This is a genomic window from Flavobacterium cerinum, from assembly GCF_004028155.1.
Lineage (GTDB): Bacteria > Bacteroidota > Bacteroidia > Flavobacteriales > Flavobacteriaceae > Flavobacterium > Flavobacterium cerinum.
The window spans coordinates 108,225-124,406 of sequence record NZ_SBII01000007.1 but is presented as its reverse complement, the minus strand read 5'-3'; the positions used below and the strand labels follow the sequence as shown (position 1 = coordinate 124,406).

Annotated in this window: 17 protein-coding genes; 15 read left to right on the top strand and 2 right to left on the bottom strand. The window is 34.8% G+C overall.

The genetic code is table 11. From position 1 onward, the window contains the following. The first annotated feature begins 8 nt into the window (after positions 1 to 8). From EPI11_RS10980 to purD, 9 genes are read left to right on the top strand one after another with little or no spacing between them, the layout of a single operon-like run. Entirely contained in the window at positions 9 to 1,265 is a 1,257-nt protein-coding gene (locus tag EPI11_RS10980) for an oligosaccharide flippase family protein (protein WP_128390016.1), read from the top strand. 39 nt (positions 1,266 to 1,304) lie between these two features. Next, positions 1,305 to 1,982, top strand: a complete 678-nt coding sequence (locus tag EPI11_RS10975; protein ID WP_128390015.1) for an acyltransferase — start codon at positions 1,305 to 1,307, stop codon at positions 1,980 to 1,982. Further along, complete coding sequence (locus EPI11_RS10970; protein WP_128390014.1) at positions 1,982 to 3,226, top strand: hypothetical protein; 1,245 nt, start codon at positions 1,982 to 1,984, stop codon at positions 3,224 to 3,226. Before EPI11_RS10975 ends, EPI11_RS10970 begins: the two co-directional genes overlap by 1 nt. After that, a complete protein-coding gene (locus tag EPI11_RS10965; RefSeq protein WP_128390013.1) occupies positions 3,223 to 4,371 on the top strand; it encodes a glycosyltransferase family 4 protein in 1,149 nt (382 codons plus the stop codon). Before EPI11_RS10970 ends, EPI11_RS10965 begins: the two co-directional genes overlap by 4 nt. Positions 4,372 to 4,427: 56 nt before the next feature. Then, positions 4,428 to 5,540 (top strand): DUF1972 domain-containing protein, encoded by a 1,113-nt coding sequence (locus tag EPI11_RS10960; protein ID WP_128390012.1) that lies wholly within the window; start codon positions 4,428 to 4,430, stop codon positions 5,538 to 5,540. Continuing rightward, the gene (locus tag EPI11_RS10955; protein WP_128390011.1) at positions 5,476 to 6,801 is read left to right on the top strand and encodes an O-antigen ligase family protein; all 1,326 of its coding nucleotides are present in this window, start codon (positions 5,476 to 5,478) and stop codon (positions 6,799 to 6,801) included. Before EPI11_RS10960 ends, EPI11_RS10955 begins: the two co-directional genes overlap by 65 nt. After that, positions 6,798 to 7,781 (top strand): UDP-glucuronic acid decarboxylase family protein, encoded by a 984-nt coding sequence (locus EPI11_RS10950; RefSeq protein ID WP_128390010.1) that lies wholly within the window; start codon positions 6,798 to 6,800, stop codon positions 7,779 to 7,781. The genes EPI11_RS10955 and EPI11_RS10950 overlap by 4 nt, the downstream gene beginning before the upstream one ends. 2 nt (positions 7,782 to 7,783) lie before the next feature. Continuing rightward, on the top strand, positions 7,784 to 9,151 hold the full coding sequence (locus EPI11_RS10945) for an undecaprenyl-phosphate glucose phosphotransferase (RefSeq protein WP_128390009.1): 1,368 nt from the start codon (positions 7,784 to 7,786) through the stop codon (positions 9,149 to 9,151). A gap of 24 nt (positions 9,152 to 9,175) precedes the next feature. Next, the gene (gene purD / locus EPI11_RS10940; protein WP_128390008.1) at positions 9,176 to 10,453 is read left to right on the top strand and encodes a phosphoribosylamine--glycine ligase; all 1,278 of its coding nucleotides are present in this window, start codon (positions 9,176 to 9,178) and stop codon (positions 10,451 to 10,453) included. Here the strand turns inward: purD and EPI11_RS10935 are convergent. Then, positions 10,445 to 10,675: a DUF6341 family protein gene (locus EPI11_RS10935; RefSeq protein WP_128390007.1), complete on the bottom strand. Its 231-nt coding sequence runs from the start codon at positions 10,673 to 10,675 to the stop codon at positions 10,445 to 10,447. The two genes, purD and EPI11_RS10935, sit on opposite strands and share 9 nt — an antisense overlap. Before the next feature lie 46 nt (positions 10,676 to 10,721). On the opposite strand from EPI11_RS10935, the gene EPI11_RS10930 reads away from it, so the two are divergent. The 3 genes from EPI11_RS10930 (at position 10,722) to EPI11_RS10920 (ending at position 13,376) form a co-directional block, all read left to right on the top strand. Next, positions 10,722 to 11,651 carry a DUF6427 family protein gene (locus EPI11_RS10930; RefSeq protein WP_128390006.1) on the top strand — a complete coding sequence of 310 codons (930 nt, stop codon included), beginning with the start codon at positions 10,722 to 10,724 and terminating at the stop codon, positions 11,649 to 11,651. Positions 11,652 to 11,718: 67 nt separating this feature from the next. After that, positions 11,719 to 12,324 (top strand): DUF4254 domain-containing protein, encoded by a 606-nt coding sequence (locus EPI11_RS10925; RefSeq protein ID WP_128390005.1) that lies wholly within the window; start codon positions 11,719 to 11,721, stop codon positions 12,322 to 12,324. Positions 12,325 to 12,335: 11 nt separating this feature from the next. Then, the gene (locus tag EPI11_RS10920; protein ID WP_128390004.1) at positions 12,336 to 13,376 is read left to right on the top strand and encodes a glycosyltransferase family 9 protein; all 1,041 of its coding nucleotides are present in this window, start codon (positions 12,336 to 12,338) and stop codon (positions 13,374 to 13,376) included. Between the two features lie 84 nt (positions 13,377 to 13,460). On the opposite strand, the gene EPI11_RS10915 is transcribed toward EPI11_RS10920, so the two are convergent. Next, positions 13,461 to 14,513, bottom strand: coding sequence for a ferredoxin--NADP reductase (locus EPI11_RS10915; RefSeq protein ID WP_128390003.1), 1,053 nt, complete (start codon positions 14,511 to 14,513; stop codon positions 13,461 to 13,463). Positions 14,514 to 14,625: 112 nt separating this feature from the next. Between EPI11_RS10915 and EPI11_RS10910 the strand changes: the two genes are divergently transcribed. Genes EPI11_RS10910 through EPI11_RS10900 form a run of 3 tightly spaced genes read left to right on the top strand, consistent with a single transcriptional unit; the run spans position 14,626 to position 16,182 of the window. Then, positions 14,626 to 14,973, top strand: a complete 348-nt coding sequence (locus EPI11_RS10910) for a PadR family transcriptional regulator (RefSeq protein ID WP_128390002.1) — start codon at positions 14,626 to 14,628, stop codon at positions 14,971 to 14,973. 2 nt (positions 14,974 to 14,975) lie between these two features. Continuing rightward, positions 14,976 to 15,593, top strand: a complete 618-nt coding sequence (locus tag EPI11_RS10905; protein ID WP_128390001.1) for a hypothetical protein — start codon at positions 14,976 to 14,978, stop codon at positions 15,591 to 15,593. Then, the gene (locus EPI11_RS10900; RefSeq protein WP_128390000.1) at positions 15,586 to 16,182 is read left to right on the top strand and encodes a hypothetical protein; all 597 of its coding nucleotides are present in this window, start codon (positions 15,586 to 15,588) and stop codon (positions 16,180 to 16,182) included. Before EPI11_RS10905 ends, EPI11_RS10900 begins: the two co-directional genes overlap by 8 nt.

Below are 16,182 nucleotides of genomic sequence, written 5' to 3'. Positions count from 1 at the left end.
AAAAGGCCATGATCAAGACAGGGGAAATTAAAGCCAAAAAACAAATTGTAAACCTTATTACCTATGGTATGGGGCAGGGGTTTAATTTAGTAACTCCTCTGCTTGTAGCCCCTTATTTGTACCTTATTTGTGGACCGGAAGGATATGGAAAAGTAGGTGCCGGAATGGCTATTTCTTTTTTCCTTATTGTAATTATAGATTATGGGAGTGATATTGTAGGTGTTAAAGATGTTGCTGTAAACAGGGATGATAAAGCAGCAATAGGCAAAATTCTAAGTACCGCTTATATTGCCCGTTTTTTATTGTTATTAATGGTGCTTGCAGTAATGGCGCTGTTTTATTGTACCATACCCTATTTTAGTAGAGAAAAAGAATTATTTATTTTAGGACTGCCTATTCTTATTGGTCAGTTTATAAACCCTACATGGGTTTTTCAGGGAATAGAAAATTTCAAAGGGATAACAGCACTCACTATAAGCGCAAAAATTATTTATGTTGCCGGAGTATTCTTAACTGTAAAAAACACGGGAGACTACATCTATGTGAATTTATGGTGGGGTATGGGAATGATCATTGCTAATCTTGTAGGATTTATAAAGCTTTTTAGAACCTATACTATCTCGATTAACAGTACAAGTAAAGATGAGGTCGTTATCTTTTTGAGAGGCAATTTTAGTATGGTTTCTTCACAGTTGTTCCTGTCATTACAATTGTATTCGCCCATAATGCTAATAAGTTTTTTTACCGGCGATGCAATGGCTGGGAAATATAAAATTATAGAACAAATTGTAGTGGCTTTTAAAACCTATATTTTCCTGTTTTTTAACTACCTGTATCCAAGAGTATGTTATCTGTTGGAAAAAAATGTAAAACAAGGGTTGAGGTTTTGGAAGTTATATAACGGCGCAAACTTTTTGTTTATAACCTTATCAATGCTTGTACTGTACCTATTGGCCAGACCTGTCGTTTCTTATTTTGATAAAAATGCTTCTGATGAAATAGTAGGATTATTACAATTTGGAGTGCTTATTCCGCTGACTTTGGCTATTTCGATACCATTAAAGCAATTGGTTTTGGCATGGAATTATCAAAAACTATACATTCGGCTTACCATGACAATGGTTGTGTTTAATTTAACAGCACTTATTGTATTACTTCATTTTTTTGAAATATATGGTGTTTTAGCCTCTCTTGTAATTACAGAAATAATAACTGCAGCAGTATATACTATAGTCATTAAAAAAAAGCTGGTTGGGCTTAATTAAAAAAACTGTTGTAATTTTGAACGCTATACCCATTTTTTGATGATAAAAAACATATTCCAAAAGCTACTTTATAAATCAGGGAAAACCTATTCTATAGATGCAAATATTCCGGATGGATTAATTTGGCAAACGCTCTATAGAAGGATAATGATGCTTACAAGGGGTATTTTAACGCTGCGTAAAAAAGTATATCTTGGAAGAGGATGTTCTATCAGCAATAAGAAAAATATTATTTTTGGTTACAATGTAACAATCGAAAAGAACACAATAATAGATGGCTATGCTTTAGAAAAACTGTCTATTGGCCACGGTAGCAGAATAGGAGCTTATTCTCTTGTAAGCTGTACCAGCCATTTATCTAAATATGGAGTAGGTTTAAAAATGGGTAATAATTCTGCTGTAGGTCAATTTACCGAATTTGGCGCAGCGGGAGGCATAGTGATAGGCGACGATGTAATAATGGGATCTTATGTAAGTTTCCATTCTGAGAACCATAATTTTAATGATACCACAAAATTGATAAGAGAGCAAGGAGTATCCTCAAAAGGGATACAAATAGGTAATGATGTATGGGTAGGAGCAAAAGTTACTTTTTTAGACGGTAGTAAAGTAGGTAACCATTGTGTTGTTGCAGCAGGTGCTGTAGTAAATGGTGTGTTTCCTGATCATTCTGTAATAGGCGGGGTTCCGGCTAAAATTTTAAAAACTTTAGTATAATGGCTACCGTACTCAAAAAAGAATCTTTATATCAATTATTGTTCATAGCCTGTGTTGCCGTTCCTTACTTCAATATATATGAGGCCACCTTTGGTATTTGGACGCTCACAGCTTTAATAACCATTAGCAATAAATATTCCTTAACAATAGCAAAATACATAGCCTGCTTTGCAGCAATATTTGTAATAGCCTTAGTTGTTGGAGCTTTTGAAGATGTTAAGCCTTACGATTTTATGCGTGATGTAGCTTATCTCGTAAAACCAATATTAGGACTTTTAATAGGATACCAGCTTTGTAAAGATTATATAAAAAACCCATTAATTATATTAGCGAATGCAGGTATAATTTTGGGATTAGTCCATTTGTTATTAGTAGGTTACAGTTTGGGTACAAAGAGTATTCAAAATATGCACCAGCTGAGAGAGAATTCAGGATACTTTAGTGACTTTGAGGTATATTCGGTTATAATCTTGTTTTTTCACAGGCAGTTAGGATTAAATATTTCCAGAAAAAAAATAATAATTGGATCTACAATACTGGCTCTTTCTACTATTTTCTATTTGTCAAGAACCAATTTCATCCAGTTTGGTATATTATTCATGGCTCTTAAAGGATATTTTGTAATTAACAGGCGATCTGTAATTGTATTATCGTCTACATTTTTATTTATGATTGTAGGGTATTCGATCATCTATTCCTATAACCCGAATATTCATGCAAGCGGTATTGAGGCATTTTTATTTAAAATTAAAAATGCACCTATAGAACCTTTTAAAACCCACGTGAGCCGGGAAAATTCTAACGACTTTAATGATAATTACAGATCCTATGAAAACATATATACCGTTAGGCAGGTAACTGGTAAAGGCCCTAAAGCTGTCTTAGTGGGTGAAGGAATGGGATCTTCAATAGATCTTAAGAAAAAGGTTTGGCTGCAAACAAGCTTTATGCGATATATACCCTTTTTGCACAATGGTTTTATGACCATTTTCTTAAAATCGGGTCTTTTAGGTGTTATAATTTTAATATATTCTATTTCGCTCTTGTTTAAAAACAAAAGGTCTGATAATCCTACAATTCAGAATATTAATTATATGCTGGTTGGAACTGGTATTTTTCTTATAATTTCTTATTGGGTTTTTATGGGATTATACTTTACAGTAGATAGTAAATCTATAATTATTGGATTCTTAATACGTTATCGCGAAAACTTAGTAAGAGCCGAAAATAAAATTACTTCATGAAAAATATATTGGTAATACATCAATCGGCAGAATTATATGGGTCTGATAAAACCCTGCTGTTGTTATTGACTGCATTAGATAAAACAAAATTTTCATCAGTAGTTGTACTTCCGTTTTCGGGACCTTTAAAGGCAGAATTGGAAAAGGAGGGTATAAAGGTTGTTGTTGCTCCGGTACTTAAGCTTTATAGAAAAATATTCACCCCAAAAAACATGCTTCAGTTTTTTAGGGAAATAAAAACATCAATAAAAGAATTAGACACACTGCATAAAGAACACAAGTTCGATCTTGTGTACTCTAATACGCTAGCCGTTTTGCTGGGAATGATCTATGCCCACAAGCGAAAAATAAAACACATTTGGCATGTGCACGAAATAATAGTGCATCCCAAACCTATCGCGGCAATTTTCCCTCGTTTACTTAAAAAATTCTCTGATGTTGTAGTTTGTAATTCAGAGGCAACAAAAAATAATTTAATTACAAGAATACCATCATTAGAAAATAAATGTGTGGTAGTACATAATGGTCTTGCTCCTGCAGATAATAAGATTAACAATGAGATAAAGCTAAAAAGAACAGATCTTGGCTTTACCGAAAGTGATATAATTATTACCCTTGTAGGTAGAATTAGCAGATTAAAAGGCCACAAATGGCTGCTCAACACCTATGCTCAATATTTTTCTAAAAGCCCTTTAAAAATTTTATTTGTAGGTTCTCCGGTACCGGGGCAGGAATATTATTTAGGCGATGTAGAACAGTTCATTGCAGATAATGGTATTACAGATAAAGTTAAGATAATAGCTTTTACAAGAGATTTAGAAAGCATTTGGGCGCTTACAGATATTGCCATAGTACCTTCTACTGAGGCAGAATCGTTTGGGCTTGTTGCTCTCGAAGCAATGCTTGCTAAAAAACCGGTTATAGCATCTGATGCAGGAGGGTTAAAAGAAATTGTTGTTAACGACGCAACCGGAATACTGGTTGAAGCATCTAATGAAAAAAAACTTGCCGACGCAATTCTTCAACTTATGGAAAATGAAGAAATGAGGACACAGTTTGGTGAAAAAGGATATGAACGTGCAATCGTAGAATTTTCTCTCGATAAATATATAGAGGGTATGTCGCTTCTTTTTACCGAAAATTAATAGGTATCAAAAAAGTGGTTTAAAAACAATATATTTGCACCCTTAAAAAAATGACAATGAAAATAGCCATATTAGGTACAAGAGGTATACCCAATTATTATGGCGGTTTTGAACAGTTCGCCGAATATTTCTCGGCTTATTGTGTTGAGAAAGGGCATGATGTTTATGTATATAACTCTCATAATCACCCTTATCAGGAAAAAACGTTTAAAGGTGTACACATTCTTCATCAGCATGATCCCGAATACAAAATGGGAACCTTTGGCCAATTTATATACGATTATAATTGTATTAAAGATATAAGGAAACGCGATTTTGATGTTATACTGCAGCTTGGTTATACCAGCAGTTCTGTATGGTGTTTTTTAATTCCTAAAAAACCTATTCTTATTACAAACATGGACGGACTGGAGTGGAAACGCTCTAAATATTCGCGCCCTGTAAGACAGTTCCTAAAATTTGCCGAGAGACTTGCAGCTGTGAGCAGCGATTATCTTGTAGCCGATTCTTTGGGAATTAAATCGTCGCTTAAAAACCGCTATAATAAAGAATCTGTTTATATAGCATATGGCGCACATCCATTTAATAATCCCGATGATAGTATTCTTAAAGAATATAATGTAGAAAAGGATAACTATACTATGGTAATGGCACGCTTTGAGCCGGAAAATAACATAGACATGGTATTAGAAGGAGTAGTGTTACGCAATGATGCAACGCCTATTCTGGTTGTTGGAAAGCACGAAACAAAGTATGGAAATTATTTAAAAGAAAAATTCAAAGACTACCCGCATATACGATTTATTGGAGGGCTTTATAATATTGACCACTTAAATAATCTTAGATATTATTCTAAGCTTTATTTCCATGGTCACTCTGTAGGAGGAACAAATCCATCGTTGCTTGAGGCAATGGCATCCAGCGCACTTATAGCAGCACACAATAATGATTTTAATAAAGGTGTTTTAAAAGAAAATGCATATTATTTCTCTAATGCACAAGATGTTGCAAACTTACTTGCTACATTAGTAAAGAGCGATAATTTGCAAATAATTCAAAATAATTTTGAAGCAATAACACACGATTTTAACTGGAATAAAATTAATGGGGACTACTTACGATTTTTCGAGGAATGCAATGCTAAAAAAAATAGGGCTGTCGCTGGGTAAAAAACCATTGGTTTTTTTCATCTCTGCAGTACTTGTTACATTACCTCTGGGTTATGCTACAAATAGCGTTGCCCTTATTCTTTTTGTGTTGTATTCAATACTTTCTGCAAAAAAAGACAACATGTCTTTTAATTTTGCATTGCTTTTACCATTGCTGCTTTATGGTTTAATGGCAATATCTCTTGTATGGTCTATAGATTCTAAAGAGACATTAAAGGCTTTGGGTAAAGAGGCCGCATTGCTATTTATTCCTTTGGCATTTTGCTTTAACAAGCATTTTATAAAAATGGGACTTAACGCTATACTTAAAAATTATAGTGTAGGAATGTGCCTTTTTGGATTTTACTACATAGGCAGGGCTATAATAAGGTATAGCGAAACCAATAATCCTGATGTGTTTTTTTACCATGAACTTGCCACACCGGCAGTAAATGCGATATACTTATCGGCACTATTTTCAATTCCCTTGTTTTATTTTTTAGCAGTTAAAAGAAAAGCTTTTTGGGATTTTGCTACAATTGCTTATCTGCTTGTATTTATATTCCTTTTGTCGTCTAAAACAGTAATTATTATAGATGTTTTACTAATAGTGATCTATCTGCTGTTTTACTCGCCAATGCCTAAAAAAGCAAAAATGGTAAGCGGTGCAGTATTAGTAGTCCTAATAGCTGTATTGGGATATTTTGGAAAAATAAAAGAAAGACTAGTTGTAGAGTATGAGCCGAATATAACAACGGTTGTTAAAAAAACAGATGAAGGCGTTATAAATAACCTTAGTATAAAAGATGCCTGGAGCAAACCTGAATTTTCTGAAAATGATTATTTTAACGGAACTGCATTTAGAGTATATCAGGTAAGGATATTTAAAGAAATGCTAACAGAAGACCCTATGATTTTTACAGGATACGGTCTTAATGCATCACTAAAGAAAATACAGGAAAAAGGAATAGAAAACGGTGTATATCAAGGAGATGGATTAAACAAAGGTTATAATACTCAAAATTTTCATAATCAGTACATTGAAACTTTTGCTGATTTAGGTGTTTTTGGGTTTTTGCTATTAATTGTACTTTTGTTATTAAATTTTAAAAACGCCATTAAAGGTAAAGATTTTGTTCATATTGCTTTTGCAATTCTTATGATAGCCTTACTTTTGACGGAGTCATTTTTATGGAGACAAAGAGGCATTGTGTTTTTTACAATGTTCTATTGCCTTTTTAACGCGTTAGTACCTAAAATTTCTGAAAAAGAAAAAATATGAAAAGAATATTAATAACAGGCGCAGCAGGGTTTTTAGGCTCGCATTTATGTGACAGGTTTATAAAAGAAGGTTACTTTGTTATTGGGATGGACAATCTTATAACAGGTGATTTAAAAAACATTGAACACCTTTTTAAACTCGAAAACTTTGAGTTTTACCATCATGACGTTACAAAATTTGTAAACATACCGGGCAGGTTAGATTATATACTTCACTTTGCTTCTCCGGCAAGTCCGATAGATTATCTTAAAATTCCTATACAGACTTTAAAAGTAGGATCATTAGGAACGCATAACCTTCTGGGACTGGCAAGGGTAAAAAAAGCAAGGATACTTATTGCTTCTACATCTGAAGTATATGGAGATCCATTAGTACATCCGCAAACCGAAGATTACTATGGAAATGTAAATACCATAGGTCCAAGAGGAGTGTATGACGAGGCAAAGCGTTTTCAGGAATCTATAACAATGGCTTATCATACATTTCACGATGTAGAAACCAGAATAGTAAGGATATTTAATACTTACGGACCTAAAATGAGATTAAACGATGGTCGAGTTATTCCGGCGTTTATAGGTCAGGCATTAAGAGGCGAAGATCTTACCATTTTTGGTGACGGTATGCAAACCCGCTCATTTTGTTATGTAGACGATCAGGTAGAAGGTATATTCAGGTTACTGCATTCTGATTATGCATATCCTGTAAACATTGGTAACCCGGATGAGATTACTATAAAAGATTTTGCCGAAGAGATCATTAAGCTTACCGGTACAGATCAAAAAGTAGTATATCACCCACTGCCAATAAACGACCCGTTACAAAGGCAGCCGGATATTACAAAAGCAAAAGAATTGCTGGGCTGGGAGCCAAAAGTAAACCGCGCAGATGGTATGAAGATAACGTATGACTATTTTAGATCGTTATCGAAAGAAGAATTATTAAAAGAAGAGCATAAAGATTTTTCAGGTTTTATACATTAAAAATGATTTTATCCGGTAAAGGCAGGTATTCAAAATATTTAAGGCCAATAAGCATATTGTTTGACATATTGGTTATCACAATTCTGCCTTATTATTTTTTTAGGGAGTTAGGCGTAAACCAGTTTTATTTTGGTATTTACCAGCTGGCGAGTTGGTTGATCATATCATATTTTTCAGAGTTTTATGAAATTTACAGGTATACTACTCCCATAAAAATTGTCTCTAAAATAATAACCCAGGGAGTTATTTTCTTATTGGTAGTTATTGCTTTTTTCCCTTTTGCCAAAACAACAGTTTTTAGCGGATGGGCAATTGCCTATTATTTAATGATGGCCTTTACGGCGATTATTATATTTAAGTTTGTGTTGTTTTATTATTTAAAACATTACAGGGTAGCAACAGGAAGTAATTTCAGGACGGCAATAATTATCGGTTATAGCACACAAGCTATCCGTTTAAAAGAATTGTTTGAAAAGCGTACTGATTATGGTTACCGTTTCTTTGGATTCTTTTCGGATAAAAAAATAAATCCGGAAGTGATAGGCAGAGTGTCTGATATTATGGATTTTGCGCTGAAGAACGGGATTGATGAGATCTATTGCTCTCTAAACGAAATAAACAATACGCAGCTTAAAGACCTTGTAGAATTTGCAGATGCTAACAATAAGACCATAAAATTTATTCCCGATTCTAAAGATTTATTCTCTAAGAATTTAAAGATAGATTATTATGAGTTCTTTCCGGTACTGTCTTTGCGCAAAACGGCATTGCATGAGCCAATAGCTCAGGTAAGTAAAAGAATATTTGATATCGTGTTCTCAACACTGGTTGTAATACTTTTACTTTCATGGTTAACACCGTTGCTTGCCCTGCTTATAAAACTGGAGTCTAAAGGCCCTGTATTCTTTAAACAGAGCAGACCCGGAATTAATGAAAAAGAGTTTTTTTGCTATAAATTCAGGTCGATGCAATTAAACGAAACCACAGAGCAGTCTGTAGTTAAAAATGATCCAAGGGTAACAAGGATTGGTAAGTTTATTCGAAAAACAAGTATAGACGAAATGCCGCAGTTTCTTAATGTACTTAGGGGTGAAATGTCGGTCGTAGGACCAAGGCCGCACTTATGGTCGCAAAATAACCTTTACAGCAGCAGGATTAAGAAATATATGGTACGATTATATGTAAGGCCGGGTATTACAGGACTTGCACAGGTGAGAGGGTTTAGAGGTGAAATAAGCACCGATGAAGACATGATAAATCGTATTAAGTATGACGTGTTCTACATAGAGAACTGGTCTATTTTACTTGATATTAAAATAATAATACAAACTGTTGTAAATATTTTTCAGGGCGACGAGAAGGCCTATTAATATTTGCGTGAAATACTTAGCACTATGAAAATTTTATTACTTGGTTCAGGAGGAAGAGAACATGCATTAGCTTGGAAAATGCTGCAAAGCCCATCTTGCGATAAATTATTTGTTGCACCGGGAAATGCCGGTACAGCAGGTATTGCATCTAATGTAAATATCAATCCACTGGATTTTGAATCTATAAAAGCTTTTGTACAGCAGGAAGATATCAATATGGTAGTTGTAGGACCGGAAGACCCATTGGTAAAAGGGATCTATGATTATTTCAAAAAAGACGAAGCACTTAAAGATATTCCTGTAATAGGGCCGTCTAAAAATGGTGCACAGCTGGAAGGCAGTAAAGAATTTGCTAAGCAGTTCCTTATAAAAAATAATATCCCTACAGCCGCATATGATAGTTTTACAAAAGAAACAGTAGAACAGGGATGTGAGTTTTTAACGACACTACAACCTCCGTATGTTTTAAAGGCTGACGGGCTTGCTGCAGGTAAAGGAGTACTAATACTTGAAAGTCTTGCAGAAGCGCAGCAGGAGCTTCGTAACATGCTTGTAGGAGAGAAATTCGGACAGGCAAGTACTAAAGTTGTTATCGAAGAGTTTTTAGATGGTATAGAGCTTAGCTGTTTTGTGCTTACAGATGGTAAAAGTTATAAACTGCTGCCTACTGCAAAAGATTACAAACGTATTGGCGAAGGTGATACAGGATTAAATACAGGAGGTATGGGCGCAGTATCGCCGGTTCCTTTTGCAGATGCTGTATTTATGGAAAAAATAGAAACACGCATTGTTAAACCAACTATTGAAGGTTTAAATAGCGGTGGTATAGAATACAAAGGTTTTGTATTTATTGGAATTATAAAAGTAGGCGACGATCCGTTTGTTATTGAATATAACGTAAGAATGGGAGACCCTGAAACAGAGGTAGTAATACCAAGGTTAAAATCAGACCTTGTAGAATTGTTTACAGCTGTTGCAAACCAGGAGCTGGACAAAGTAACACTTGAAATTGATGAGCGCAGTGCTGCAACAATTATGGTAGTATCCGGAGGATATCCTGAAGATTACGGTAAAGGGATGATTATATCTGGCCTTGATGCTGTAGAAGGATCTATTGCTTTTCATGCAGGTACTAAACTAGACGGCAATAATAATGTTGTAACCAGTGGAGGCCGTGTTATTGCGGTAACGTCTTATGGGAAGGACTTCGATGAAGCCATAAAAAAATCTTACCAAAATATAGATAAACTAAATTTTGATAAGATGTATTATAGAAAAGATATTGGCTTTGACTTAAGATAAGAAAGAGTGAGCCGTAGTATCTTGATCGTCTTCGTGATTGTTTTTAAATATTGTAAGCTGTTTTAACCAGTAAACTGTAGCTCCACAACAAATAAGGATAAACACCCAGGTAATTAAGTTTGCTAACCACCAATTTTGTAATTCTAGGTTACGTAAAAAAGTAAGAGGTATAAAAAGGATATCTGTAAAAAGGTATCCTATAGCTTCAAAAAATGTTTTCATTTCAACAAGTATTATATTTACAGTCACAAAAGTATAAAATATTCACATGTTAGCAAGTGTTTTTAATAAATCAAGGCCTGTAAATTATGTTTTAATTAGCTGTGTTCTTGTTTTATGTTACTTTTTGTACAATTTAAAGGACACAAGCTGGACAGAAAGTTACTTATTAGTAGGTCAAAAAACAGCATTGCTCTTTCTTTTAGGAGGATCATTGTTTCTTACCAACTTTATTACACGACGCAATACGCTGAGTAAAGCAAACACCTATGCGATGTTTTTGTTTATGGTGTTTATGGTATTGTTTCCTACGATATTGACCAACATAAATATCATTATATCAAACTTTTTTGTGTTATTGGCCTTAAGAAGGCTTATCTCATTACAGTCGTTAATCACACCAAAAGAGAAAATATTCGATGCTTCTTTCTGGATATTTGCAGCGGCAATATTCCATTTTTGGAGTATTCTTTATATCGGCCTGGTGTTTATATCGATTGTATTTCACGTATCGCGTGATTATAGAAACTGGCTGATACCTTTTATTGCTTTTTTTGCAGTTTCGGTATTGTATATAATGGCAGGATTAATGATGGGAGAAGGTTTCTTCAAGAATTTACTGGAAGAAATGGAAGTAAGTTTTGATTTTACTTATTTTGAGAACATTTATCAGAATATAGCATTAGCAATATTTTCATCTATAACAGCATTATTCGCTTTTCCGTATATTTTTTCGATTACCAATAAACCATTAAACCTGCAGTCATCGCATAAAAAAATAATTTACTCGTTTTTAATAGGAGTAACTATTTATGTGCTTTCGACAGATAAAAACAATAGTTTTCTAGCTTTCACTTTTGCACCGCTCGCCATTATGGGGGCGAACTATTTTGAAAGTCAGGAGAACAATTGGTTTAAAGAAGTACTGCTTGGACTCATTGTACTAATAGCAGGATTTATCTTTATATCACAGTTATAAGCCTGCAACGAATTGCGTTAGCAGGATAAGAGTATTAAAACTATATTTGTAACATAAAATTAAGACTATGTTTTCTAAGATCGCTTTCCCAATATTTGAGCAGAGCATAAACGATTATCACCAGTTTGATAATGTAGACCAGCCAATTAACAATCCGTTCCCAAAAGATAAGATTGAGCACCTGCTATATGCAAAAAACTGGATAGATACCGTACAATGGCATCTGGAAGACATTATCCGTAATCCTCAAATTGACCCGGTAGAGGCTTTAACGCTTAAAAGAAGAATTGATGCTTCTAACCAGGTGCGTACAGATATGGTGGAGTACATAGACAGCTACTTTTTACAGTTATGCAAAGATGTAAAAGTAAAAGATGGTGCTAAGATAAACTCTGAAAGTCCGGCTTGGGCATTAGACAGGTTATCAATACTTGCACTTAAAATTTATCATATGAACGAAGAGGCAACCCGTGAGGATGCTACTCCGGATCATAGAGCAAAATGTACTGAAAAACTTAATGTACTTTTAGAACAGAAAAAGGATCTTTCTACAGCTATAGATGATCTTATTGCAGATATTGAAAGTGGAAATAAGTTCATGAAAGTGTACAAACAGATGAAAATGTACAACGACGAAGAACTAAATCCTGTTTTGTACCAAAACAAAAAATAACCACCTGATCGATGTCAGGAATAAAAAATATATTGATCATAAGGCTTTCGGCAATGGGAGATGTCGCCATGACAGTCCCATTATTGAGAGCCTTAGTTTTGCAATACCCCGAAGTAAAAGTAACGGTATTGTCGCGTCCTTTTTTCAAGCCTTTTTTTGATGATATTCCAAGAGTTACTTTTTATGGTGCCGATGTAAACGGCAGGCATAAAGGTTTCTTAGGACTGTTAAGACTTTATAGAGATCTGAAAGCATACCATATTGATGCTGTAGCCGATTTGCATAATGTACTACGGTCTAAAGTAGTTACCACATTTTTTTCGTTATCGGGTAAGCCAACAGCAGCTACAGATAAGGCTCGCGAAGAAAAAAAAGCATTAACCCGTGCCGAGGATAAGATTTTTAAACAGCTCATGCCTATTACACAAAGGCACGTACAAACGCTGGGTAAACTAGGTTTTCCTGTAGATCTTACTGTGCCGGTTTTTCTTGAAAAGAAACCGTTAACTACAGAGGTTATAAATGTAACCGGGCCAAAACAAGGAACATGGATAGGTATAGCACCTTTTGCACAGCATGCAGGTAAAGTATATCCGGTAGATTTGATGCAGGAAGTAATTAACCTATTAGCTCAAAACAGCAATTATAGACTAATGCTTTTTGGTGGCGGTAAGCAGGAAATCGAGATGCTGGAACAGTTTGCCAAAGGTCATGACAATGTTGTGGTAACAGCAGGAAAATTAAAGTTACAGCAGGAATTAGATCTTATAAGCCATTTGGATGTGATGCTTAGTATGGACAGTGGTAATGCACACATGGCGGCCATGAAGGGTATTAAAGTGGTTACACTTTGGGGTGCTACACACCCGTATGCAGGCTTTTCACCTTTCAATCAGCCAACAGAAAATGCACTTACAGCAAATAGGGAACAATATCCGTTATTGCCAACATCTATATACGGTAACAAAATTGTTGAAGGTTATGAAGACGCCATGCGCAGCATAAATTCAAGGACAGTTGTTGAAAAGATAGAAGAAGTTTTAAAAAAATAATAACTTCATTTCGGTAGAAATAGAAGAAGTGATAAATAAAAAAGGATGCTTTAAGCATCCTTTTTTTAATTTATATCAGATAGATTAAACATCATCATAATCTACATAGATCTCTGCAGATGTAGGGTGTGCCTGACAGGTAAGTATAAGTCCTTCGGCAATTTCTCCATCGGTAAGTATTGCGTTTTTCTTCATAACTGCTGTACCGTTAGTTATACGTGCCATACAACTGCTGCAAATACCACCCTGGCATGAGTATGGAGCATCTACACCTTGTTTAAGGGCAGCATCAAGGATAGTCATTTGCTGCGACATTAAGAAGGTAACTTCATCATCGTCTACAAGAACTGTGATCTTAGTTTGCCCGTCAAGGTTTTCTTCGATCTTTTTTTCAGCAATAGGAGTAGAGAACAATTCGAACTTAATGTTCTTTTCCGGAATGTTATGCTCTTTAAGCACATCGTTTACGGTAAGGATCATTTCCTCAGGGCCACACAGGTAGAATTTTTCGAATTCTTTTTCCTTGTGTTTGTTCTTGATTACAAAGTTTACAGTAGAACGCTCGATACGTCCAAAGATAGAATCTTCAGATTTTGCCTGGCTGTATACAAAATGTGCAAAGAAACGGCCTACGAATTCTAGCTGTAAATCATGCAATAATTGATGAAAAATTGTGTCTTCGGGCGATTTATTACCATAAACCAGCACAAAAGTACTTTCCGGCTCACCTTGTAAAACAGATTGTATAATAGACATTACTGGTGTAATACCGCTGCCTGCTGCAAAAGCGGCATAGTTTCTTTGACGGTCCGGTTTTGGTTCAAAAGTAAATTTTCCTTCAGGAGTTCCTACTTCCATAGTATCGCCTACGGCAAGACCTTCGTTTGCAAACACAGAAAAGCCTCCGTTTTTTACCGCCTTAATTGCTACGCGAAGTTCATTTTTTCCCGGTGCAGAGCAGATAGAATATGCTTTTCTTATTTCCTGACCTTCAAACTCTGTTTTTAGGTTAATATATTGGCCTGCAACAAAGTTATAATCTTCACGCAGGTGTTCCGGGATATCAAAAGCTATGGAAACTGCCTGTGGCGTTTCTCTTCTGATATCTTTTATTTTAAGTGAATGAAATGTTGACATGTAATTTTATTTCCTGCAAAAATAAACATTCCATACAGGTAAATAAAATTCCTGAACGTAAAATAATACATAAAACGTATATGCATAAGAAAATTATGTATACATTTGGTATATGAAAAATTCACAATTGTATAAGGGCAGCCTTAACACGATTATCATGAAACTGCTGGAAGAGAATGGCAGGATGTATGGCTATGAAATTACCCAAAAGGTGAAACTGATAACCGCAGGTGAACTTAATATTACCGAGGGGGCTCTATATCCAGCATTGCATAAGCTTGAGGCTGAGGGACTTTTAGATGTAGAGGTAGAGAAGGTAGATAACAGGCTGCGCAAATATTATAAGCTAACAGAGAGCGGACAAAAGGAAACAGTGAACCGTCTTGCGGAACTTGAAGAATTTATAAGGAACATGCAAAACCTTGTGACTCCAAAACAAAATCCTGATTTACAATTTTAAGTATGATAACAACAAATCAGATCCAGTTGATAGACCAAGCCCTTAAAAAAATAGGGGTAAGCTACATTGATATCCGGTATGAAATGACGGATCATATCGCAACAGCACTTGAAAGTGACAAAAAAGACCGCCCTTTTGAGCATAATCTTAAAGGGTATATTATTACCCATAAAAAAGAGCTTCAAAAAATAAACAAAAAGTTTATGTTTATTTCAATGGTCAATGCTTATAAAAAACTATTGTATAATATGTTTACTATAAGGTTTTTGGCCTTGTTTTTTCTGCTCTATCTAAATGCTTTTCTACTAAGCCTTTTTATGGAAAGGGAATCGGTTACAAGGATATTGTTTATTGCTATCACTGTAATAGTTTGTGCGGCATCTTTTTCCGGTATTTATAATTTAATAAAGAGAAAAGACTCTAATTCTTTTACTCATGGTCTTAGTTTCGTAAATGTAATTACTGTTTACCCAAGTATTTTTATGATGAGTTGGCAAAGGGAAATAGCCAGTGATAATTTGGTACTGCTTTATTATACGGTGGTAATATGGGTTTCGGTGATTATGGTTGTTACTGTGCGACAGTTAAATGCACAATATAAACTTCGTTATAATGGCTAAGTTATCTCCGGCACAAATACAGTTTGTAGACGACTACCTTTATAATGCAGGGGTGTATTATATAGATATTCGTTATGAAATGACCGATCATGTGGCTACAGCACTGGAAGCAATGGAAGGTACTTTTCAACAAAACTTTTTTGGGTACATGGCTTCTCATAAAAGAGAACTGCTTGCCAGTAATAAAAAGTTTAAATCGGGAGCCTTGTCAAGAGCATGTAAATCTTTTTGGGATAATTATACGAATCCTAAATTTCTTATCTCCATTGCTGTTTTTGCTTTTTTTGTATTTGCAATGGCAAATCAATTTGGTTATGATCAGGTATATGGTTATTTCTTTATGAGCCATCTGGCTGTATGTGTTAGTTTCTATGTTTCGTGGGTTTATTTTTGGGTGGTAAAAAAGAACAGGTATTCTGTTGTAGATAAACTGTTGGTTATAGGTTGGTTTATACCAATTCTTTTCAATATTGAAGAATCAATTGAAAGTAAAGTGATAAGGCTTGTATTTATAACATTTTACAGCAGTATTATTTTAGCATTGTTTATAACTATAGCAAGTGTTCGTAGAAAATATAAATTGGAATAA